Here is a 19,397-nt window from a genome sequence, read left to right on the forward strand (position 1 = left end):
GGGCGGCCCGTTGCCGGACCGCCCTCTTGGTAAGCAATACTGAAAGCGAGATTAGCGCTTCGAGAACTGGAAGCTGCGACGGGCCTTCGCCTTGCCGTACTTCTTGCGCTCGACGACGCGGCTGTCGCGGGTCAGGAAGCCTGCTGCCTTCACCGATGCGCGCAGCACCGGCTCGAAGCGGGTCAGGGCCTGGCTGATGCCGTGCTTGACCGCGCCGGCCTGGCCCGAAAGGCCACCGCCCTTGACGGTGCAGACGACGTCGTACTGACCTTCGCGCTCGGTGATGCCGAACACCTGGTTGATGACGAGACGCAGCGTCGGACGTGCGAAATACACTTCCTGGTCACGACCGTTGATCGTGATCTTGCCGGTGCCGGGCTTGACCCAGACGCGCGCGACCGCGTCCTTGCGACGGCCGGTCGCATAGGCGCGACCCTGCTTGTCGAGGATCTGCTCGCGCAGCGGCATCGGCTCGCGGACGGGCTCGTTCGAGACCGGCGCTGCGATATCGCCTTCGCTGGTCGGCAGAGCCTGCTCGGCGGGGGCAGCCGGCGCGGGCTGGTTGGTCAGGCTCGCGAGATCGGCGAGCGACTGGCGGTTGTCGGACATTATGCGCCCACCTTGTTCTTGCGGTTCATGCTGCCGATGTCGAGCACGGCAGGGTTCTGTGCCTCGTGCGGATGCTCGGTGCCCTTGAAGATGCGCAGATTGCGCATCTGCTCGCGACCCAGCGGGCCGCGCGGGATCATGCGCTCGACAGCCTTTTCGAGAACGCGCTCCGGGAAGCGGCCGTCGAGGACCTTGGCGGCAGTGATGCCCTTGATGCCGCCGGCGTAACCGGTGTGCTTGTAATAGATCTTCTTCGCGGCCTTGTTGCCGGTGAAGCGGATCTTGTCGGCGTTGATCACGACGACGTTGTCACCGCAATCGACATGCGGGGTGAACGACACCTTGTGCTTGCCGCGCAGGACGTTGGCGATGATCGATGCGGCACGGCCGACGACGAGACCTTCCGCGTCGACGATATGCCACTGCTTCTCCACCTCAGCCGGCTTTGCCGACTTGGTGGTCTTCATGAGCGCCTTCATGGGCGTTAGACCTTCCAGATTGAATGCAAGCGCACCAAGGGGAGGCCCCGCAGCGCGAATGCCGGCCTAATGCTGAAAGGGGGGCTTCAAGTCAAGCTTTCCGCCGGTTTCCTGACGGGTATTATTATACCCGCTGCTTTAGGAGTGGCGCGCTGCCGACTGCGTGCGCGGCGAACATCGCCGCGATCAGGAGGAGCGCGGCGTTGCCTTGGTGTGCGACCGCGACGTCGATCTGCACGCCGGTCATCAGCGTCGCAATGCCCAGCATGATCTGTAGCGTGACGAGGCCGACGACGAAAAACCCTGCGCTGCTGCCGGTCTTGGTCGCCTTGATCGCCAGCCAGATGAGCCCGGCGGCGGCGGCGAACGCGAACCAGCGGTGTATGAACTGCACGACGATCGGGTTGTCGACCGCGTTGCTCCAGGCGGGATTGACCATCGGTACGTCCGCAGGGAACAGCCCGTCGCCCATCAGTGGCCAGCTTGCGAAGGCATAGCCGGCGTCGAGCCCCGCGGTGAACGCGCCATAGACCAACTGCACGAACAGTAGCGCGAGCGCGAGGATCGCTACGGGCGCGAGGCGGGCAGGGGCGGCGAGCGGATTGCGGTGCAGCGCTATCAGGTCGAGCGCGGTCCAGACGATCCCGGCGAGGATCGTCAACGCGGTCAGCAGGTGGACGGCGAGTCGGATGTGGCTAACATCGGTGCGCACCGATAGGCCCGAGGCGACCATCCACCAGCCGATCGCGCCCTGGAACGCGCCGAGTGCGAGCAGCGCCGACAGCCGCCAGCCGTAGCCGACCGGGATACGTTTGCGCACCGCGAACCAGATCAGCGGCAACGCGAACACGAGACCGATCACGCGGCCCCATAGCCGGTGGAGATATTCCCAGAAGAAGATCGCCTTGAACCCGCCGACCGTCATGTCGGCGTTGAACGCGGCATATTCGGGGATGCGCTTGTAGGCGTCGAACTCGGCCTGCCACTGCGCGTCGTTGAGCGGCGGGATGATCCCGCTGATCGGCTTCCACTGCGTGATCGACAGCCCCGACTCGGTCAGCCGCGTGATCCCGCCGATGACGACCATCGCGACGATCAGGCCGGCGACCGTGAACAGCCACAGGGCGACGGAACGAGGACGGGCTTTGCTGAGGAAGGCGGCGCTGGGTTGAAGCATGATGAGGAGATAGTGGTTTGCGCGGCGGGGCGCCATCGGTTCGTGGTGCGCCGTTGCTTCATGTTGCTGGATCCGATCGGGGGCCAAGACCCCAGTAGCCGCAGTGCTCTGCTTCATTGTTCTCCCGCGAAGGCGGGAGCCCAGGCTGGGTCCCCGCCTTCGCGGGGAAACAAGTGAGGATGGCGCGACGTTGCATGGTCAGGGTCTTGCGGAACGGCGACGAAAAACCACCCCAGCACCCAAGAAAATCTGCAATGTAATGTTGTATCCTTTCAGCGGCCCATCTATATCCGACGAACGATGACGCCCTCGGCCACGCATACCCACCGCTTCGCCGGTCTCGATCGCTATGCGATCGGGCTGTCGGGCCTGTGCATGGTGCATTGCCTGGCGACCTCCGTGCTGGTCGCGCTGATGTCGACCGCGGGCGGTTTCCTGCTCGACCCGATCTTCCACGAAGTGGGCCTGACGATCGCGATCGGTCTCGGCGCGCTCGCGCTCGGGCGCGGGGTGCTGAACCACGGCTATATGATGCCTGCCGCGATGGGCGCGCTCGGGCTCGGCATCATGGCGGGCGCGATGACGCTGCCGCACGACAGCGGTGGTGGCGAGACGTTGTGGACGATCGTCGGCGTCGGGCTGCTCGCATTCGGCCACGATCTCAACCGCCGCGCGGAAAGCTGAGCGGGTTGCTGGAACCCTTCCGGCATCCTACTTCACCCAGCATGGCGCACGCTCACAACCACACCGAACCGCAGGGCGCCGATCTTACCGTCGCAGCACAGACGACGCTCGAAAAGGCCGGCGAGCAATGGACGACGATGCGCGCCAGCGTGTTCGCCGCGCTGGCCAGCTTCGAGAAGCCGGCATCGGCCTACGACATCGCCGAAGCCGTCTCGAAAGCCGAAGGCCGCCGCGTTGCCGCGAACAGCGTGTACCGCATCCTCGACCTGTTCGTCGGCGCGAACCTCGCGCGGCGAGTCGAGAGCGCGAACGCCTACGTCGCCAACGCGCACCCGGATTGCCTGCACGACTGCATCTTCCTGGTCTGCGACTCGTGCGGCCAGACCACGCATCTCGATAATGACACGATCACCAAGGGCGTTCGCAACGCGGCGGAGGCGGCCGGCTTCTCCCCGGTCCGTCCGGTGATCGAAGTCCGCGGGCGATGTGCGGACTGCGAAGCGAAGTAGGCTCGCCATCGCGCAATCCTCCCCCGCCAGGGGGAGGTGTCTGACGCTTGCCAGACGGAGGGGGAGGAAGGGCAAACCGCTGTTCCGTGTCCTCGCCCTCCGTCGCCTTCGGCGCCACCTCCCCCTGGCGGGGGAGGATCAGCGTCTACCCCAGCGCCTTTCCCATCCGGATCATCGGCACAGGCACGTCCCCCGGCGTCTCGATCCGCTCGATCGGCAGATACCCGCACGCACGGTACAGCGGCTCTCCGGCCAGCGTCGCCATCATCTCCGCCCGCGCAAACCCGGCCTCTCGCGCTGCGGCCTCGCAAACCGACAACACCAGCCGCCCGACACCCCGCCGCGTAAAATCCGGATCGGTATACATCGCGCGAATCCGCGCGGCGTCGCGCACCGGATTCAGCAACGCCGCATCGCGCAACGCCGTGCTGTGATCGCCGCCATACAGCGTCGCGCGCCGACTCCACCCGCCACATCCGGCCAGCCGCCCGTCCACCTCGACCAGCAGATACGTCCCGTCCGCGATCAGCTGCGTATCGAGCCCCATCACCGCGCGGCTCGCCTCGACCTGTGCGGGCGTGAGAAAGTCCCCCTGCAACGCGCCGATCGCGCGTCCCATCAGCGCGGCGATCGCCGGGATATCCGCCTCGCCGGCCACACGGTGCGTAAAGTTCATAATTGTGCACTTTCCGAGCGATTCCAGTGCGAATGCTAGCGCAGGACACGGTAACAATCGACACGATACGCGCGCTGCATTAAGCCCGTCCGATGGCCGACCTTCCCTCGACACCGCTGCTCGACACCGTTTCGACGCCCGACGACCTCCGCAAGCTGCGCCCGGACCAGCTCCGCCAACTCGCCGACGAACTGCGTACCGAGACCATTTCCGCGGTCGGCACCACCGGCGGACATCTCGGCTCGGGCCTCGGCGTGGTGGAGCTGACCACTGCGATCCACTATGTCTTCGATACCCCGCGCGACCGGCTGGTGTGGGACGTCGGTCACCAATGCTATCCGCACAAGATCCTCACCGGACGCCGTGACCGGATTCGCACGCTGCGTCAGGGTGGCGGGCTCAGCGGCTTCACCAAGCGTAGCGAGAGCGAATACGACCCATTCGGCGCGGCGCATTCCTCGACCTCGATCTCGGCAGCGCTGGGCTTTGCGATCGCCAACAAGATTGCAGGCACCCCCGGCAAGGGCATCGCGGTGATCGGCGACGGCGCGATGTCCGCGGGCATGGCGTACGAGGCGATGAACAACGCCGCGCAGGCGGGTAACCGCCTCGTCGTGATCCTCAACGACAACGACATGTCTATCGCCCCGCCGGTCGGTGGTCTGTCCGCGTATCTGAGCCGCATCGTGTCGAGTCGCGAGTTCCTTGGGTTCCGCGACCTCGCGCGTAAACTCGCCAAGCGGCTGCCACGACCGATCGCCAGCGGCATGCGCAAGACCGATGAGTTCGCGCGCGGCATGACGATGGGCGGCACGTTGTTCGAGGAACTCGGCTTCTATTATGTCGGCCCGATCGACGGCCATAATCTCGAACACCTGATCCCGGTGCTCGAGAATGTCCGCGATGCCGAGGAGGGCCCGATCCTCGTCCACGTCGTCACCAAGAAGGGCAAGGGCTACGGCCCCGCCGAGGCTGCCGCGGACAAGTATCACGGCGTCCAGAAGTTCGACGTGATCTCCGGCGTGCAGACCAAGGCGCCGCCGGGGCCGCCGCAATACCAGAACGTGTTCGGCGCGCAGCTCGTCGCGGAGGCCGCCAAGGACCCGCGGATCTGTGCGATCACCGCGGCGATGCCTTCGGGCACCGGGCTTGACGCGTTCGCCAAGGCGTATCCCGACCGGTTCTTCGACGTCGGTATCGCCGAGCAGCACGGCGTCACCTTCGCCGCCGGCCTCGCCGCGCAGGGCATGCGCCCGTTCTGCGCGATCTACTCGACGTTCCTCCAGCGCGCGTACGACCAGGTCGTGCATGACGTCGCGATCCAGAACCTGCCGGTCCGTTTCGCGATCGACCGCGCGGGGCTGGTCGGTGCGGATGGTGCGACTCACGCTGGCTCGTTCGATGTTACGTACCTCGCGACGCTGCCGAATTTCGTCGTGATGGCGGCGGCGGACGAGGCGGAACTCGTCCACATGACGCATACCGCGGCGCAGTACGACACCGGCCCGATCGCGGTGCGCTATCCGCGCGGCAATGGCACCGGCGTTGCGCTGCCCGAGACCCCGCAACTGCTGGAGATCGGCAAGGGCCGTGTCGTGCGCGAGGGCAAGACCGTCGCGATCCTGTCGCTCGGCACGCGTCTCGAGGAAGCGCTCAAGGCCGCCGAGGTTCTCGAAGCCAAGGGGCTGAGCACGACGGTAGCGGATCTCCGCTTCGCCAAGCCGCTCGACGTCGATCTGATCCGGAAACTGCTTACGACGCACGAAGTCGCGGTGACGATCGAGGAGAACTCGGTGGGTGGTTTCGGTGCGCACGTGCTGACGATGGCGTCGGACGAAGGGCTGATCGACGGCGGGCTCAAGCTGCGTACGTTGCGTCTGCCCGACGTGTATCAGGATCAGGACAAGCCCGAGGTGCAGTATGCCGAAGCCGGGCTCGATGCGACTGCGCTGGTGGATACCGTGCTCAAGGCGCTCCGCCACAATTCGGGCGGGGTGGCCGAAGCGCGCGCATGACCGGGCCGACCAAGGGTCTCGTGATCATCGCGCTGGCGGTGATCGTGATGGTGTCGCTCAATATTGCGATGTGGCGGCGGATGCGGGGTGGGCTGGCTGCGGCGAAGGCCGAGCAAGTCGCTTATCCCGAACTGTTCGATGAGGATGGTTCTCGGATTTCGTGACTTAGAACCACCCCGGCGGAGGCCGGGGCTCAATTGGTGAGGTCACAGTAACGAAGCACCGCGCTCCGTTACCAACGTCTCCCAATTGGGCCCCGGCCTTCGCCGGGGTGGTGTATCGTCAGGTAGGCGACCTCACCCGCCCAAGTAGTGCGTCTGGGCGGCGTCTGTAGCGCTGACCGCAAGGATCGACCGCGCTTTACTTGGCGGTAGAGCCTGCCCTCGACCATCGCCACTCGCCGCGATCACCCGCTCCAGCAGATCCTGCCCTTCGCGCCACCAGCCGATTCCGCTCGCGGCATTCAAATGCCCCTGCGGCCCGGCATCGACGAAGTGGCTGCCCCAGTCCGCCGCCATGCTGTGCGCGCGATCGGGCGTGACCCACGGGTCGTCGCTGCTCGCCACCACGATCGACGGGAACGGCAAGGGCGTTCGCGGAGTCGGCGAGAAGCCCTTCAGTTCGGCCTGTGCGCCGCCGCGATCGACGTCCGCCGGTGCCACGAGAAGCGCGCCCGCTACCGGCCAGCCATAGGGCTGTGGGCTCAGTTCGGCCCACCACGCCACTGCGAGGCACCCGAGGCTGTGCGCGGCGAGGATCACCGGTGCCTGTGCCTGCCGGATCGCTTCGTCGAGTCGCGTCACCCAGGCGTTGCGGTGCGGCGTGTTCCACATGCCGAGCTCGACGCGGACCGTGTCGGGCCGCGCCTCTTCCCATAACGTCTGCCAGTGCGAAGGACCCGATCCACCAAGGCCGGGCACGGTCAAGATCGTCGGCTGGACGGAATCATACGGTGCGAAAGAACCCACAGCGCTTCTCCTTCTCCAAAACCTCGTTCTTCGAGGTCGGGAGCGTGGCCGAAAGACGCTCTTGGGCACGCCATTCGGTCACGATCCCATGCGCTCAAGATAATCCTACCCGTTCGGTAGGCAATGGCATTGCGGCGAAAGGAAGGCAGCTTGCGGCAATCGGATCGGGCGGCGATAGCGGGCGGATGGTGAAGGTACGTGCAGACCAAATGCTGGTCGACAGGGGGCTGGTCGAGTCGCGGACGCGCGCGCAGGCGCTGATCATGGCGGGCCTCGTGTTCGCGGGGACTAAGAAGGTCGACAAGCCGGGGCAGACGCTCGCGGATGACGTGCAACTCGATGTGCGCGGTCGCGATCATCCCTGGGTTTCGCGCGGCGGGATCAAGCTGGCGCACGGCCTTGCGCATTTCGGTTGGGACGTGACCGGTGCGGTCGCGATCGACGTGGGCTCGTCGACCGGCGGCTTTACCGACGTTATGTTAAAGAACGGCGCTGCAAAGGTCTACGCGGTCGATAGCGGCACCAACCAGCTTGCCTGGTCGCTGCGGCAGGACGAGCGCGTCGTCGTCCACGAACAGACCAGCGCGCGTATCCTCACGCCTGCCCATATCCCCGAGCCGATCGACCTGATCGTCTGCGATGCGAGCTTCATTGGCTTGGCCAAGGTGCTTGAGCGGCCGATGTCCTTCGCCAAGCCCGACGCGCGGCTGATGGCGCTGGTGAAGCCGCAGTTCGAGGCGGGACGCGGCGAAGTGGGGAAGGGCGGTGTCGTCCGCGATACCGCGATCCACCAGCGCGTCTGCGACGAGGTTGCGGCGTGGTTGACGGGGCAGGGGTGGAGCGTGGTCGGTGTGGTCGAGAGCCCGATCACGGGACCTGAGGGTAACGTGGAGTTCCTGATTGCTGCTTTGCATGGCCGGCCGGCTTCTGAACAACGGCTATCGGACGTGGCAAGCGAGACGCAATCACCTCCGTCATCCTGACGAACGTCAGGACCCAGAGCCACGCAGGGTGCGCTCGGTATCCTGGATCCTGATTTTCGTCAGAATGACGGCGTGGGGAGGTAGCGTGCCGGAATGAACCACTAGCGGAACGATTCTTGTTGGCGCACGGTTTACCGAACGCCAAATGCGCGGCAGGACGACGCCGCGTAGAGACGGAAGGATTTGTGTGGGCGGTATCGCTTCGAAGGGCCAGTTGAGGATGTCGTTCCTCCGCTGGGCGGTCGTGACCGTGCCCCTGATCCTGTTGCTGGGCTTTCTGTCCGGCCGGTCGGTCAGCGTTGGCAGCGAGAATGCCTGGTACATGGCGCTCGCCAAGCCCGCGCTGAACCCGCCGGGCTGGGTGTTCCCCGTCGTTTGGACCACGCTCTACATCCTGATTGGCCTCGCGCTCGCGATGATCCTCAACGCGCGTGGCGCTCGGTTGCGCGGGCTTGCGGTCGCACTGTTCGTCGGCCAGTTCCTGCTCAACCTCGCCTGGACGCCGATGTTCTTCGGCGCGCACAGGATCGGGCTGTCGGTACTGGTGATCGTCGCGATGCTGGCGCTGTCGATCGCCGCGACCTTCGTATTCGCGCGCATTCGCCCCGCCGCGGCGTGGCTGATGGTGCCGTACATGGTGTGGATCAGCTTTGCCGGCGTGCTCGCGTTCAGCATCGGGCAGTTGAACCCCGATGCCGAAACCCTTGCACCCGCGCCGCATACGTCCCAAATGCTGTGACGCAGCAGTCACTGTATCAGTCACTGCGACAGTCTTTGGGATTTTGAAGCAATGCAGTCCGAAAACCGCGTGTTCGACGATATCGTCAAGGTCTTGAACGGTGCTGCCGGTACGCTTGCGGGCGTCGGTCGCGAAGCCGGTTCGGGCGCGCGGGAACGCGCGCGCGAGTGGCTCGGCGGGCTCGACTTCGTCAGCCGCGAAGAGTTCGATGCGGTCAAGGCGATGGCCTCGACTGCCCGCGACGAGAACGATGCGTTGAAGGCCCGGCTCGATGCGCTCGAAGCCAAGTTTTCCGCACAATCGACAGTAAGTACGCCGACCGGGGCGTCGGTCGACTGACTTTTCCACAGTTTTCCGCAGAATTGGGGCCGATGGGGTTGCCGGGGCGTTTTTGCCTCGGCACCCTTTGTCGTGCGATAAGGACCGCCAGGACCCTATGATGCTTGAACACGCCGACCACGACCACGAAGACGCCGCCCCGATCGACATGCTCGAGAGCTATTACGCCGCGCATGGCTGGGAGCATGAGCGTCACGACGACGAGATCGTCGCGACCGTCAAGGGAAGCTGGGCGACCTATGAATTGCGCGCGCTGTGGCGCGACGACGATAGCGTCCTGCAATTCCTCGCTTTTCCAGACATCAAGGTGCCCGACGAACGCCGTCAGGCTGTGTATGAGACGATCGGGCTGGTCAACGAACAGCTCTGGATCGGGCATTTCGAACTCTGGTCGTCGAGCGGCATATTGCTGTTCCGGCACGCGGCGATGGTCGACGGCGGCGATGACGGCACGATGTCGCTCGACGCGGCGGAACTGCTGGTCGAATCGGCAATCGAGGAGTGCGAGCGCTTTTATCCCGTGTTCCAGTTCGTGCTGTGGGGTGGGAAGAGCCCGAAGGAAGCGATCGCCGCGGCGCTGATTGAAACGCACGGCGAGGCATGAGCTTTCCGGCAGGTCCGCTGTGGCTGATCGGCTGCGGCAACATGGGCGGCGCGATGCTGCGGCGCTGGATCGCCGCGGGGCTCGATCCGGCGACCGTGACGGTGATCACCCGGAGCGGGCAGGGGGCGCCGGACGGTGTCCGCTCGTTGACCGCACTGCCTGACCAAGAGGCGCCTGCGACGGTGATGCTCGCGCTCAAGCCCCAGCAGATCGACGCTGCGCAGGCGTTGCTGGCGCCGCTCCGGGGGGCTCCCAAGCTGCTCCTTTCGATTCTCGCGGGTGTCGATCATGCAGCGCTCGTGCAGCGGTTCGCCGCGGATACGATCGTCCGCGCGATGCCCAACCTTCCGGTGGCGATCGGCAAGGGCGTGACCTCGCTCTACACCGCTGGGGCGTCCGACGAGGCGATCGCGGCGGCAGAAGCCTTCGCAGCCCCGCTCGGTCATTACGAATGGATCGTCGACGAAGCGCATTTCGACGCGGTCACGGCGCTCGCAGGGTGCGGTCCGGGTTTCGTGTTTCGTTTCGCCGACGCGCTCGCCAAGGCGGGGGCTGCACTCGGCCTGCCGGCCGACCAGTCCGCGCGGCTTGCCATCGCCACGCTGGAAGGCTCCGCGATCATGGCTGCCGACGCGGACGTCTCGCCCGCGGTGCTGGCCGACCGTGTCGCCAGCCCCGGTGGATCGACCCGCGAAGGCCTGAACGTGCTCGACCGCGACGACGCACTGGTCGCGCTGCTGACGGCGACGCTGGCCGCGTCAGAACGCCGCAACGCCGAGATGGCTGCCGCAGCGCGCTGAATCGATTTTAGGAAGTTGGCTGGGGCGGCAGGGTTCGAACCTGCGCATGGCGGCATCAAAAGCCGCTGCCTTACCACTTGGCGACGCCCCAACAGAGGCGGCCTTATAGCGGGGCAGCGGCCGGTGAAAAGCCCTTGCGGACGTCAATCGGCGAGATGGTGCAGCCAGTTGTTCTCGTCGGGCGCAGTGCCGCGCTGGATCGACACGAGCGCATCGCGCATCCGCATCGTCAGCGCACCCGGAGCGCCGTCACCGATCGTGAAGCGGCCTTCGGGGCTCGCCACCGTACCGATCGGCGTCACCACTGCCGCAGTGCCGCAGGCGAACGCCTCGACCAGCCGGCCGCTCGCCGCATCGGCGCGCCACTGGTCGATCGTGTAGCCTTCCTCGCGGACCGTAATGCCGTTCGCACGTGCGAGCGTCAGGATCGAGTCGCGCGTGATGCCGGGCAGGATCGTGCCGGTCAGCGCCGGGGTCGCCATGCTGCCGTCGTCGAACACGAAGAAGATGTTCATGCCGCCGAGTTCCTCGACCCAGCGCCGCTCGGCCGCATCGAGGAAGACGACCTGGTCGCAGCCGTTGCGGATCGCCTCGGACTGCGCGAGCAGGCTGGCCGCGTAGTTGCCGCCGCACTTGGCTGCGCCGGTGCCGCCCTGCGCGGCCCGCGTATACTGCTGGCTCACCCAGATCGAGACGGTGGGGGCGCCGCCCTTGAAATACGCGCCGACCGACGAGGCGAGCACCATGTACAGATATTCGGAGGACGGCTTCACGCCGAGGAACACTTCGCTCGCGAACATGAACGGGCGCAGGTACAGCGCGCCGCCGTCGCTCTCCGGGATCCAGTTCGTGTCGGTCTTGACCAGCCGCTCGACCGATTCGAGGAACAGTTCGGTCGGCAGTTCGGGCATCGCGAGCCGGCGCGCCGAATCCTGGAAGCGGCGCGCATTCGCCTCGGGACGAAACAGCGCGGTGCCGCCGTCGGCAAGCCGATACGCCTTCATCCCCTCGAAGATCTCCTGCGCGTAATGCAGCACGGACGACGCCGGATCGATCGTCAGCGGCGCGCGTGCGGTGATACGCGCGTCGTGCCAGCCCTCGGCGTCGCTGTAGCGGATCATCGCCATGTGATCGGTGAAGACTCGCCCGAATCCCGGATCGATCAGCTGCTTCGCACGCTCGTTCGCCGCGACCGGCGTCGCATTCGGTTCGTGCCGAAAGGCGGAGGGCGACGTAAAAGCTGGAGCGGACATCGAAATTCTCTCTCGTGGCGGGTTGCCGACGACTACGGGCGATGTCTAAACCGGTCAACATGTCTGCCACAGCGTCGCCTGCCTCACCCCTGTTCCTCCGCGAACCCGAACTTCGCCGCGGCATGGAGCTCCTCTATTTCGGCTATAGCCACCTGACCCGGTCGATCGACCAGGGGCTTGCCGAAGAGGGGCTGGGGCGGGCGCACCACCGCGCGCTGTATTTCATCGCGCGCAAGCCCGACATGACGGTGAGCGAACTGCTGTCGTTGCTGGCGATCACGAAGCAGTCACTGGGCCGCGTGCTGAACGAACTGGCGGATCGCAAGCTGGTCGAGACGCGGCCGGGCGAGCGCGACCGGCGGCAGCGGTTGCTGCGGCTCACGGCGGAAGGCTCGATCATGGAGCGCGAGTTGTTCGAGGCCGCGCGAATCCGGATGGCGGAGGCTTATGCGAGCGCGGGGCAGAGCGCGGTATCGGGGTTCTGGGCCGTGCTCGAAGGACTGGTGCCCGAAGCCGACCGTTCGCAGGTGTTCGGCCTGCGCGGCTAGCTGGTTCGCGGGAGCGCAAGCGCAGGGCGGCGGGACGATTTGGCGTTGACGCCGCCGCAAGGACTGTGGCACTCGGCCGGTCATCGAGAGCCGGTGCAAGATCCGGCCCGACAGGCGTAGATCGCCGTTCGCGGGTGTAGCTCAATGGTAGAGCTTTTGCTTCCCAAGCAAGTGACGAGGGTTCGATTCCCTTCACCCGCTCCACAAACTGACAGACATCGCCGAGACGGCCTGGCTCAGCGCCTGATGCCGGCCGCTAGGATCGCGTCCGCCCACAGGCGATAGCCCGCTTCGTTCGGATGCGTTCCGTCGGGCAGCAGATCGCGATCGAGGCTGCCGTCCGGTTTCAGGAATTTTGCGCCGATATCGATGTAGCGGACCGCTCGGTCCTGTGCGAACCGCGCCGCCAGCAGCCGGTTGGTCTGCGCGATCGCCACGCGGAGTGGATCGCCGGGAGTGTCGCCGCGCGGAAAGATCGCCATCAGCGCGACATGGCTGCGCGGTGATCTCGTGTGGATGTCGCGCAGGATCGCTTCGATGCCCGACACGACTTCGGCAGGGCTGCTGGCACGCGCGTTGTCGGTACCGGTCAGGTTGTTCGTGCCGATATTGAGCACGACCCAGTCCGGCGCCATGCCGTCGAACTCGCCGGCACGCAGTCGCCACAACACGTTCTGCGTTCGATCCCAGCCGAAGCCGAGATTGGCGACCGAGGCGGTCCCGAATGCGTGCTGCCAGGCCTCGGGACCGCTGACGCGTGCCGCCGTCGGTTGGCCGGCCCAGAAGTGCGTGATCGAATCGCCGATCATGACGATCCGCGGCGTCATGCCGTTCATCGCGAGCACGTCACGGTGCCGCGCATACCAGTCGTAGGAATCCATCTCGAGCCGGGGCACGGGAATGACCGCGGTATCGATGTCGGTCATCGACGCCAGCGGCACGCGCGGCGGCTCGCCGATGAGTTTAGCCAGCGTCGGTTCGATCGCCTCGGCCATCATCCGCTGGCCTTCGGTATCCGGATGCAGCGATTTGCCGGGCTGGGGTAGGCGGGGATCGTAGAACCGCGTGTCGTTCAACGTGCCGTTGGGTTGGCGGAAGATGGCGCCGATATCGAGATACGCGACGCGCGGATCGACGGCGTAGCGCCGGGCGAGATAGGTGTTCACCGCTGCGTCGGTGGCGGTTTTCGCCGGCGTGATCGCGCTGGGCAGCAGCCCGAGCAGGAGGATCCTCGTATCGGGCAGGCGGTGCTTGAGGTCGTCGACTACGGCATCGATCCCCGCCCGGGTCTGCTCGGCGGTCCGCCCCGCGCTGCCGGTGTCGTTGGTCCCGATCAGCAACACGACCGCCTTGGGGTGAAGCCCGGCGACCTCGCCGTTGCGCAGCCGCCACAGGACGTTCGCCGTCGTATCGCCGCTGAAGCCCAAGTTTAGCGCATGGCGAGGAGCGTAGAAGGTCGCCCAGGTCGGGGCGAAATTCTCGTCCGGGAGCACTGCCTTGTCATAATTGTTGGTGATCGAATCGCCGATCAGGACGACCGCGGGATCCGGGTGCCTGGCGACCGTCGCCAGGATCGCCGCGTGGCGACTCGCCCACCAGCTCTGATCGAGACGATCGTTGACGGGGGCCGTCACGCTGGCTGTGGCCGGCGCCGGCTGCGCGTCCAGCGATGCCGAGGCCCCACAAACGACGATGACCGACAGCCAGAGCATCCGGGCAGGGTAGGCGATGCGGCGCGATATCGATGGGGTCATGCAACCCCATAGCTGGATGACGCGGCTAAACCCATGCCTCAACTAAACAGCGTATCCGGCGGCATGAGCGTATCCGCGATCTCCGCGGCGGTTGGATGGCGCAGCACGGTGATCGTATCCGCGTCCCAAGCGATCAGGCCATGCTCGGCGAACTGTCCCAGCCAATAGTCCATACACCACCGTCCCCAGGTGCCGCGGAACAGTCGCGCGTTGCGGACGATCGCGTCGAAATGCTGGTAGGCGGGCGTGTGGACGGCATGGTGCTGGTGATAGGCGCGTGCTCCCCCGACCCACCACATCGGCACCGCGGCCTTTTCCAGTCGCGCGGCGAAGTCGGTCTCTTCGCCGCCATAGCCGACATAGCGCTCGTCCATGCCCCCGGCACGCACCCAGTCGGAAGCCGATATCGCGAAGGACAGGCCCCATAGCTCGCCGTGGTTGGGCGTGGGGCGTATCTCGTCGGATGCGATCGGTGGCTTGGCGGGGTGTCGAACACCAACGCTGTCGAGCATGGCGAAATCGAGCCCGCCCTTCGTCGCGTCGGCAGGGAGGTACAGGACTTCGCCGAGGCGGATGCCGCCGGGCCATGTCGCCGTGTCCGCATAGCGTTCGACCAGCGTGGGGGAGGGGATGCAGTCGACGTCGAGGAAGATCAGTTGCTCGCTCGCAGCCGTCGCTGCGGCGCGATTGCGGGCTGCTGCGAGCGGCATGGCGTCGCCCTCGATGAAGACTTCGCGCACCGAGAAGTCGGTTTCGGGCAGGTCGTCGTGCGCGTCCGGCTGCATGTACGCGATGACGAGTTCGTCGGGTTTCCGCGTGGACGCGTTGAGCCCCGCTATCAGATTGACGAGATGGGCACGGCGGCCGCGAACGAGCGTCAGGACGCTGACCGTCGGCACGCTCACGACGCCTTCCTGATCCCCGTCTCGGTCCCGCGGAAATACGCGACGCCCTCGATCACGCCGCGCGCATGGTGGCCGACCGCGACATAGCCATGCGCGAGATCGGCGCGCGTGCCGAGCCCGTCGGAATAATTGCCGACGATGATCGCGTGGCGTGACGATCGCAGCATCTCGATATCGTTGCCGCTGTCGCCCGCGACGATCACCTGCCGAGGTTCGAGCCCCAGCCGGCGGCGGACATGCTCGACCGCGGTACCTTTCGACGCGGCATGCGGGAGGATGTCGAGATAGCGACCATGGCTCTGGATGATCGAGCAGCTATGGCCGTGCTCCGCCAGCAACGCGCGCACGCGTTCCGCCGCCGCCATGTCGCCGTCCGCGAAATAGCTGAGCTTGAACCGGCGTTGTTCGAGCGGACTCTGCGGTGTCAGCCCGGCGTGGCGACCGACCAGCGCGGCCACCGCATCGCGGTCCCAGCCGGCAGCGATGATGCCGTCCCATTCGGTATCGCGGTCGTACACCGCGCCGCCCAGCGTCCGGTAATAGATTTCGGAGCCGACCGAGGTGATCAGGATCTCCGGCTGTGGCGCATCGTGCTGGCCGAGGACCGCCATTGCGCTGTGGAAGCTTCGCCCGGTGGCGATCGCGAACGCGACGTCGGACTGCGCGCGATGCCAGGTGGCGAAGTCGCCGACGCCGTCTGCGCACCCGATCAGCGTTCCGTCGATATCCGAGACCAGCAGCAGATCGGGCGCGCGATCGACCGCCGTCTCGGGTGCCGCGCCGACGACTTCGCCGAGCAGTCCGGCATAGAGCTGCACGTGTCGATCCCAGTCGTAGGCGCGGATCGCGACCGAGCCGGCGGCGGAATAACGCGACCACAGGATCGGGTCGTCGAGGATCTTCGCGATCGCATCGGTGATTGCGGAGGGCGAGCGCGGATCGACGAGAATGCCGTTGCCACACGTCTCGACGATGTCGTTGGGTCCGCCGCTGTCCGTTGCGACGACCGGCAATCCGCTCGCCGCCGCTTCGAGCAGGGTCAGCCCGAACGGTTCGTTGAGCGCCGGATTGACGAACACGCCGCGCCGCGTGCGCGCATGGGCATAGATCGCGGCGACGTCGTTCGGGCGATGCTGCTTGGGGTAGGACACCTTGCCGTACAGGTCGTAGCGGTCGATCAGCTGCAGCAGCTCGGCGATGTTGTCGCGGATCTCGGGCTCCAGCGTGGTGCTGTCGTCGCGCGTGCCGGCCAGGATCACGAGGTTGGCGGCATCCTGCAACGCCGGCGACCGGCCATATGCGTGGACGAGCGCCGCAAGGTTCTTCTTGGTCACCGGCCGCGCGATTGCCAGGATGACGGGCTTGGTCGGGTCGTCCAGGAAGCGGTTGATCGTCGCGTCGACGCGCGGATCGGTGCGGCAATTGGCGAACTGTTTCAGGTCGCTGCCCGGCGCGAAAACGCGAATCCGACCGGGATCATACGCCGCGTAATCGGCATATTGCACCTCGGCTTCATCGCGCGACGAGGCGATGATCGCGGCGGCGCCGGCAATGGCTTCCTCTTCGATCGCGATCCGGCGATCGAGGCCGGCGGTCTCCGCACAGTCGCGATCGAACGCCGCACGCTTGACGCGTCCCAGCGAATGCGCGGTGAAGACGTACGGAATCCCGGTTCGTGCGGAGACCCGCGCGGCGATCAACCCGGCGTCGGCATAATGCGCGTGCATGACGTCGGGCGCACGATCGAGCGTCGCGATATGCGCGACCAGCGCGTCGACCAGGCTGTCATGCTCGGTCCAGAGGTCTTCCTTGACGAGATACGCGTCCGACGCAGTTTGAAGACGAACGATCCGGGTCGTCCCGTCGATCGTCTCGATCGGTTCGGCATAGCATTCGGCATACACCGCATGATGGAAGGCGCGGGTGACGATCTCCATCCGGTCGATCGCCGGATTGCGGCCGCTGGCGGCGACCAGATCGAGCAGATACCGGATATGACCCCCGGTATCCGCGGTAATTCCGTATTCGACATCGGTGCCGCGCAAACATCCCTGCAACGCGATATGTAGTACGAACACCCTTCCCCCGTTCATCTGTGATTCACTTAAGGAACCGCTCGCGGGGTTGCCGAGTTCCGGGGCGATGACACTTAACACCCTTGTATTGACACAGGTTATTACGTTCTTTGCGGCGCCCCGGTCGTCCTGCGATCACTCGGCATGAGGATTGCTCTACTCACCTGGGCCTATCCTCCTGAAAAGAGCGGACTTACCCGCGCGGCACGCGAAATTGCGCAGTCGCTGGCGGAGGCTGGCAACGATGTCTGCGTGTTCACGATGGACCGCCGCGAAGACAGCAGCGACGGCCGGGTTTCAGTGATCGGGTGTGGATTGCGTGAGGGATCGTTCGCGGCCCGGCTGCGCAAGGTCGCCGGGATCGGGCATCTGGTCGCGCCGTTCACGTTCCGCCGCGCGGTGGCGCGCGAGCATCGCCGGGTACCGTTCGACGTGGTCGAGGCGACCAACTGGTACGCGCCGGGGCTGGCGATCGCGCTCACCGGCCCCGCACCGTTGGTGACTCGCAACTCGACACCGGCGGCGACGTCGGCCGGGACCGTGACGAGCCTGCGCGACCGGTTCGATCGACGCGCCGCAATGCTGGCGGAACGCATCGCCGCGCGGTTGAGCAAGGCGCTGATCTCGAACACGCAACTCCACGGCGACAAGATCGCCACGCTGTACGGCGTCGCGGCGCCCGGCGAAGGCGCGGGCCACGCGGTGATCGGGCTCAGCCTGCCGCCGGAGATCGTCGCGCGCGGCACGGCCGCGACCTACCCGGTCGGCGAGCCGATCGAGTTGCTGTTCGTCGGCCGCGACGAGCATCGCAAGGGCTTCGACGCGCTGATCATGGCGCTCAGGATCCTGTCGCGCCGCGCCGACGCCGGGATGCGCGAGTTCCGCCTGACGATCGTCGGTGTGCACGCGAACGACGTCGGCGCGATCCCCGCTTCGGCCCGCGCGCGCCTGACCTGCCACCACCGCGTCGACGAAGCCACGTTGCACGACCTGATGGGATCCGCGCACGTGATCGTCGCGCCGTCGCGATACGAGAGCTTCGGACTGGTGTATCAGGAGGCAATGATGTTCGGCCGCCCGGTCGTCGCCTGCGCCGAGGACCCGAGCGCGCGGCTGTTCATCGGCGACAGCGGGGCGGGGCTGCTGGCGAGGAGCTGCACCGGTGACGATCTGGCGACGCAGGTGCAGCGGCTGATCGAGGATCCGGCGCTGCGCACACACTATGCTGCGGCAAGTCGTCGGGCCGCGGGGATGTTCACGCGCGCGACACTGGGTGCGCAGACGGTTGCGGTCTATCGCACCGCGACCGAGTCGAAGACCGCGAGCAGCAACGTCTCGTCCTCCGGTCTGCCCGCACCGGCCGACATCGCCTCGTAGATCCGCGTCCGCTCGCGCACCCGCTCGCCATCGAGCCGGTGTTCGAGCGCACCGGTCAGCGCCAGCGAGCTTTCGACGAACGGCACGACCGGGCGTTCATGGACGCGGCCGGCAAAGCGGATGTCGCTGCGGTTGAGGCGGTACTGGATGTCCGGATACGACGCCGACTGCACGCCATCGACCATGTTGCGGCGAGGCAAGCCGAGCGACCGTAGCCCATCTCGGTCCGCCGCCGCGACCAGCCAGCCAAGCGCGTCGAGCAAGGCGACGTCGGGCCGCTCGTCGGTATCGATTTGCAACACCCAGTCGGTCTGCATCGCGTCCTGGAGACGGTTGCGTTGAGCCGCGAAATCGCCGGCGAGCGGATGATGCGCGATCTCGATCCACGGAAGACGGTCGGCGAGTTCACCGGCCTCGGCTGCGGTGCCGTCGAGCAGCACGACGATTCGGGGGAAGGTGTCGCGGTAGCGGGTGGCGATCTCGACGATGTCGGCGCCATCGGCAGGTCGCGCCATGATGCCGAGCCCTGTCGGGTGAGGCACGGTCGTCGCGCGCGTCGCATGCGCGCGGCCGGGACGGTAATCCGGGGGGAAGCGGACGTCGCCCTGCGCAACGGCGACCGGCTCCACCGCGAACCCGAACCGCCATGCCGCGTTCCGCAACCCTGCCGGGTCGAGCATCCAGCGCTCCGCCGGATCGCGCTCCAGATCGACCAGCCCGCTTTCGAGCCTTGCGACGATCTCGTTTGCGACCGCACCGACTTCGCGCACGTCGCGCACCAGCAGGCGGCAATGGCTACATTCGCACCAGTCCGCACGCGCGAGCCAGTCCCAGTTTCCACAGATCGAGCATCGTAATCGCATGGTTCGGGCAACCCGCAGCGCGGGCGAGCGGTTCCCCGCG

General features: G+C 66.4%; 21 protein-coding genes and 2 tRNA genes. 12 read left to right on the forward strand and 11 right to left on the reverse strand.

Annotation, left to right across the window (positions count from 1 at the left end; translation table 11 throughout):
- Window positions 1-51: 51 nt before the first annotated feature.
- The 3 genes from rpsI to IFR23_RS02260 all read right to left on the reverse strand — a co-directional run bounded on the left by rpsI (window position 52) and on the right by IFR23_RS02260 (window position 2,265).
- Window positions 52-609, reverse strand: coding sequence for a 30S ribosomal protein S9 (rpsI, locus tag IFR23_RS02250; RefSeq protein ID WP_082441435.1), 558 nt, complete (start codon window positions 607-609; stop codon window positions 52-54).
- Window positions 609-1,088, reverse strand: coding sequence for a 50S ribosomal protein L13 (gene rplM, locus IFR23_RS02255; RefSeq protein ID WP_060524218.1), 480 nt, complete (start codon window positions 1,086-1,088; stop codon window positions 609-611). The genes rpsI and rplM overlap by 1 nt, the downstream gene beginning before the upstream one ends.
- A 124-nt stretch (window positions 1,089-1,212) precedes the next feature.
- Entirely contained in the window at window positions 1,213-2,265 is a 1,053-nt protein-coding gene (locus tag IFR23_RS02260) for a COX15/CtaA family protein (RefSeq protein ID WP_192974508.1), read from the reverse strand.
- Between the two features lie 300 nt (window positions 2,266-2,565).
- On the opposite strand from IFR23_RS02260, the gene IFR23_RS02265 reads away from it, so the two are divergent.
- Together IFR23_RS02265 and IFR23_RS02270 are read left to right on the forward strand one after the other, a co-directional pair.
- The gene (locus tag IFR23_RS02265) at window positions 2,566-2,949 is read left to right on the forward strand and encodes a MerC domain-containing protein (protein ID WP_056047781.1); all 384 of its coding nucleotides are present in this window, start codon (window positions 2,566-2,568) and stop codon (window positions 2,947-2,949) included.
- A gap of 41 nt (window positions 2,950-2,990) precedes the next feature.
- Window positions 2,991-3,458 carry a Fur family transcriptional regulator gene (locus tag IFR23_RS02270; protein WP_107961831.1) on the forward strand — a complete coding sequence of 156 codons (468 nt, stop codon included), beginning with the start codon at window positions 2,991-2,993 and terminating at the stop codon, window positions 3,456-3,458.
- A gap of 145 nt (window positions 3,459-3,603) precedes the next feature.
- Here IFR23_RS02270 and IFR23_RS02275 read toward each other — a convergent pair whose 3' ends face one another.
- The gene (locus tag IFR23_RS02275) at window positions 3,604-4,134 is read right to left on the reverse strand and encodes a GNAT family N-acetyltransferase (RefSeq protein WP_192974509.1); all 531 of its coding nucleotides are present in this window, start codon (window positions 4,132-4,134) and stop codon (window positions 3,604-3,606) included.
- A 92-nt stretch (window positions 4,135-4,226) separates the two neighbouring features.
- Here IFR23_RS02275 and dxs point away from each other — a divergent pair, with 92 nt between their 5' ends.
- Window positions 4,227-6,149 (forward strand): 1-deoxy-D-xylulose-5-phosphate synthase, encoded by a 1,923-nt coding sequence (gene dxs / locus IFR23_RS02280; RefSeq protein ID WP_192974510.1) that lies wholly within the window; start codon window positions 4,227-4,229, stop codon window positions 6,147-6,149.
- The gene (locus IFR23_RS02285) at window positions 6,146-6,313 is read left to right on the forward strand and encodes a hypothetical protein (protein WP_192974511.1); all 168 of its coding nucleotides are present in this window, start codon (window positions 6,146-6,148) and stop codon (window positions 6,311-6,313) included. The genes dxs and IFR23_RS02285 overlap by 4 nt, the downstream gene beginning before the upstream one ends.
- A 132-nt stretch (window positions 6,314-6,445) precedes the next feature.
- Here the strand turns inward: IFR23_RS02285 and IFR23_RS02290 are convergent, their stop codons facing one another.
- A complete protein-coding gene (locus IFR23_RS02290; protein WP_192974512.1) occupies window positions 6,446-7,117 on the reverse strand; it encodes an alpha/beta hydrolase in 672 nt (223 codons plus the stop codon).
- Window positions 7,118-7,302: 185 nt separating this feature from the next.
- Between IFR23_RS02290 and IFR23_RS02295 the strand changes: the two genes are divergently transcribed.
- From IFR23_RS02295 to IFR23_RS02315, 5 genes are all read left to right on the forward strand, one after another.
- On the forward strand, window positions 7,303-8,100 hold the full coding sequence (locus tag IFR23_RS02295; protein ID WP_192974513.1) for a TlyA family RNA methyltransferase: 798 nt from the start codon (window positions 7,303-7,305) through the stop codon (window positions 8,098-8,100).
- Window positions 8,101-8,320: 220 nt separating this feature from the next.
- Complete coding sequence (locus tag IFR23_RS02300) at window positions 8,321-8,839, forward strand: TspO/MBR family protein (protein WP_192974637.1); 519 nt, start codon at window positions 8,321-8,323, stop codon at window positions 8,837-8,839.
- A 51-nt stretch (window positions 8,840-8,890) separates the two neighbouring features.
- Window positions 8,891-9,178: an accessory factor UbiK family protein gene (locus tag IFR23_RS02305; RefSeq protein ID WP_107961836.1), complete on the forward strand. Its 288-nt coding sequence runs from the start codon at window positions 8,891-8,893 to the stop codon at window positions 9,176-9,178.
- 97 nt (window positions 9,179-9,275) lie between these two features.
- Entirely contained in the window at window positions 9,276-9,782 is a 507-nt protein-coding gene (locus tag IFR23_RS02310) for a YbjN domain-containing protein (protein ID WP_056062753.1), read from the forward strand.
- The gene (locus tag IFR23_RS02315; RefSeq protein ID WP_192974514.1) at window positions 9,779-10,582 is read left to right on the forward strand and encodes a pyrroline-5-carboxylate reductase family protein; all 804 of its coding nucleotides are present in this window, start codon (window positions 9,779-9,781) and stop codon (window positions 10,580-10,582) included. Before IFR23_RS02310 ends, IFR23_RS02315 begins: the two co-directional genes overlap by 4 nt.
- A gap of 16 nt (window positions 10,583-10,598) precedes the next feature.
- Here IFR23_RS02315 and IFR23_RS02320 read toward each other — a convergent pair.
- Window positions 10,599-10,673 (reverse strand) — tRNA-Gln (locus IFR23_RS02320).
- 52 nt (window positions 10,674-10,725) lie between these two features.
- Window positions 10,726-11,835: a branched-chain amino acid aminotransferase gene (locus IFR23_RS02325; RefSeq protein WP_192974515.1), complete on the reverse strand. Its 1,110-nt coding sequence runs from the start codon at window positions 11,833-11,835 to the stop codon at window positions 10,726-10,728.
- 59 nt (window positions 11,836-11,894) lie between these two features.
- Between IFR23_RS02325 and IFR23_RS02330 the strand changes: the two genes are divergently transcribed.
- Window positions 11,895-12,383, forward strand: a complete 489-nt coding sequence (locus tag IFR23_RS02330; RefSeq protein WP_192145080.1) for a MarR family transcriptional regulator — start codon at window positions 11,895-11,897, stop codon at window positions 12,381-12,383.
- Window positions 12,384-12,513: 130 nt separating this feature from the next.
- Window positions 12,514-12,587, forward strand: a tRNA-Gly gene (locus IFR23_RS02335).
- Between the two features lie 32 nt (window positions 12,588-12,619).
- Here IFR23_RS02335 and IFR23_RS02340 read toward each other — a convergent pair.
- The 3 genes from IFR23_RS02340 to IFR23_RS02350 are packed head-to-tail and all read right to left on the reverse strand — an operon-like array spanning window position 12,620 to window position 17,120.
- The gene (locus IFR23_RS02340; RefSeq protein ID WP_197978234.1) at window positions 12,620-14,137 is read right to left on the reverse strand and encodes a GDSL-type esterase/lipase family protein; all 1,518 of its coding nucleotides are present in this window, start codon (window positions 14,135-14,137) and stop codon (window positions 12,620-12,622) included.
- A gap of 38 nt (window positions 14,138-14,175) precedes the next feature.
- Entirely contained in the window at window positions 14,176-15,042 is an 867-nt protein-coding gene (locus IFR23_RS02345; protein WP_342344851.1) for a glycosyltransferase family 2 protein, read from the reverse strand.
- A complete protein-coding gene (locus IFR23_RS02350; RefSeq protein WP_192974516.1) occupies window positions 15,039-17,120 on the reverse strand; it encodes an HAD-IIB family hydrolase in 2,082 nt (693 codons plus the stop codon). Before IFR23_RS02350 ends, IFR23_RS02345 begins: the two co-directional genes overlap by 4 nt.
- 141 nt (window positions 17,121-17,261) lie before the next feature.
- Between IFR23_RS02350 and IFR23_RS02355 the strand changes: the two genes are divergently transcribed.
- Window positions 17,262-18,494 (forward strand): glycosyltransferase family 4 protein, encoded by a 1,233-nt coding sequence (locus IFR23_RS02355; RefSeq protein ID WP_192974517.1) that lies wholly within the window; start codon window positions 17,262-17,264, stop codon window positions 18,492-18,494.
- On the opposite strand, the gene IFR23_RS02360 is transcribed toward IFR23_RS02355, so the two are convergent.
- Window positions 18,410-19,357, reverse strand: coding sequence for a hypothetical protein (locus IFR23_RS02360; RefSeq protein WP_192974518.1), 948 nt, complete (start codon window positions 19,355-19,357; stop codon window positions 18,410-18,412). The two genes, IFR23_RS02355 and IFR23_RS02360, sit on opposite strands and share 85 nt — an antisense overlap.
- Between the last annotated feature and the right edge of the window lie 40 nt (window positions 19,358-19,397).

This window comes from Sphingomonas sp. CFBP 13603, from assembly GCF_014892665.1.
GTDB lineage: Bacteria > Pseudomonadota > Alphaproteobacteria > Sphingomonadales > Sphingomonadaceae > Sphingomonas.

What these genes read in the sequence shown, in the direction of transcription:
- rpsI (WP_082441435.1), bottom strand. Translation starts at nt 609, where the DNA reads ATGTCCGACAACCGCCAGTCGCTCGCCGATCTCGCGAGCCTGACCAAC.
- rplM (WP_060524218.1), bottom strand. Translation starts at nt 1,088, where the DNA reads ATGAAGGCGCTCATGAAGACCACCAAGTCGGCAAAGCCGGCTGAGGTG.
- IFR23_RS02260 (WP_192974508.1), bottom strand. Translation starts at nt 2,265, where the DNA reads ATGCTTCAACCCAGCGCCGCCTTCCTCAGCAAAGCCCGTCCTCGTTCC.
- IFR23_RS02265 (WP_056047781.1), top strand. Translation starts at nt 2,566, where the DNA reads ATGACGCCCTCGGCCACGCATACCCACCGCTTCGCCGGTCTCGATCGC.
- IFR23_RS02270 (WP_107961831.1), top strand. Translation starts at nt 2,991, where the DNA reads ATGGCGCACGCTCACAACCACACCGAACCGCAGGGCGCCGATCTTACC.
- IFR23_RS02275 (WP_192974509.1), bottom strand. Translation starts at nt 4,134, where the DNA reads ATGAACTTTACGCACCGTGTGGCCGGCGAGGCGGATATCCCGGCGATC.
- dxs (WP_192974510.1), top strand. Translation starts at nt 4,227, where the DNA reads ATGGCCGACCTTCCCTCGACACCGCTGCTCGACACCGTTTCGACGCCC.
- IFR23_RS02285 (WP_192974511.1), top strand. Translation starts at nt 6,146, where the DNA reads ATGACCGGGCCGACCAAGGGTCTCGTGATCATCGCGCTGGCGGTGATC.
- IFR23_RS02295 (WP_192974513.1), top strand. Translation starts at nt 7,303, where the DNA reads ATGGTGAAGGTACGTGCAGACCAAATGCTGGTCGACAGGGGGCTGGTC.
- IFR23_RS02300 (WP_192974637.1), top strand. Translation starts at nt 8,321, where the DNA reads ATGTCGTTCCTCCGCTGGGCGGTCGTGACCGTGCCCCTGATCCTGTTG.
- IFR23_RS02305 (WP_107961836.1), top strand. Translation starts at nt 8,891, where the DNA reads ATGCAGTCCGAAAACCGCGTGTTCGACGATATCGTCAAGGTCTTGAAC.
- IFR23_RS02310 (WP_056062753.1), top strand. Translation starts at nt 9,276, where the DNA reads ATGATGCTTGAACACGCCGACCACGACCACGAAGACGCCGCCCCGATC.
- IFR23_RS02315 (WP_192974514.1), top strand. Translation starts at nt 9,779, where the DNA reads ATGAGCTTTCCGGCAGGTCCGCTGTGGCTGATCGGCTGCGGCAACATG.
- IFR23_RS02325 (WP_192974515.1), bottom strand. Translation starts at nt 11,835, where the DNA reads ATGTCCGCTCCAGCTTTTACGTCGCCCTCCGCCTTTCGGCACGAACCG.
- IFR23_RS02330 (WP_192145080.1), top strand. Translation starts at nt 11,895, where the DNA reads ATGTCTGCCACAGCGTCGCCTGCCTCACCCCTGTTCCTCCGCGAACCC.
- IFR23_RS02340 (WP_197978234.1), bottom strand. Translation starts at nt 14,137, where the DNA reads ATGACCCCATCGATATCGCGCCGCATCGCCTACCCTGCCCGGATGCTC.
- IFR23_RS02355 (WP_192974517.1), top strand. Translation starts at nt 17,262, where the DNA reads ATGAGGATTGCTCTACTCACCTGGGCCTATCCTCCTGAAAAGAGCGGA.
- IFR23_RS02360 (WP_192974518.1), bottom strand. Translation starts at nt 19,357, where the DNA reads ATGCGATTACGATGCTCGATCTGTGGAAACTGGGACTGGCTCGCGCGT.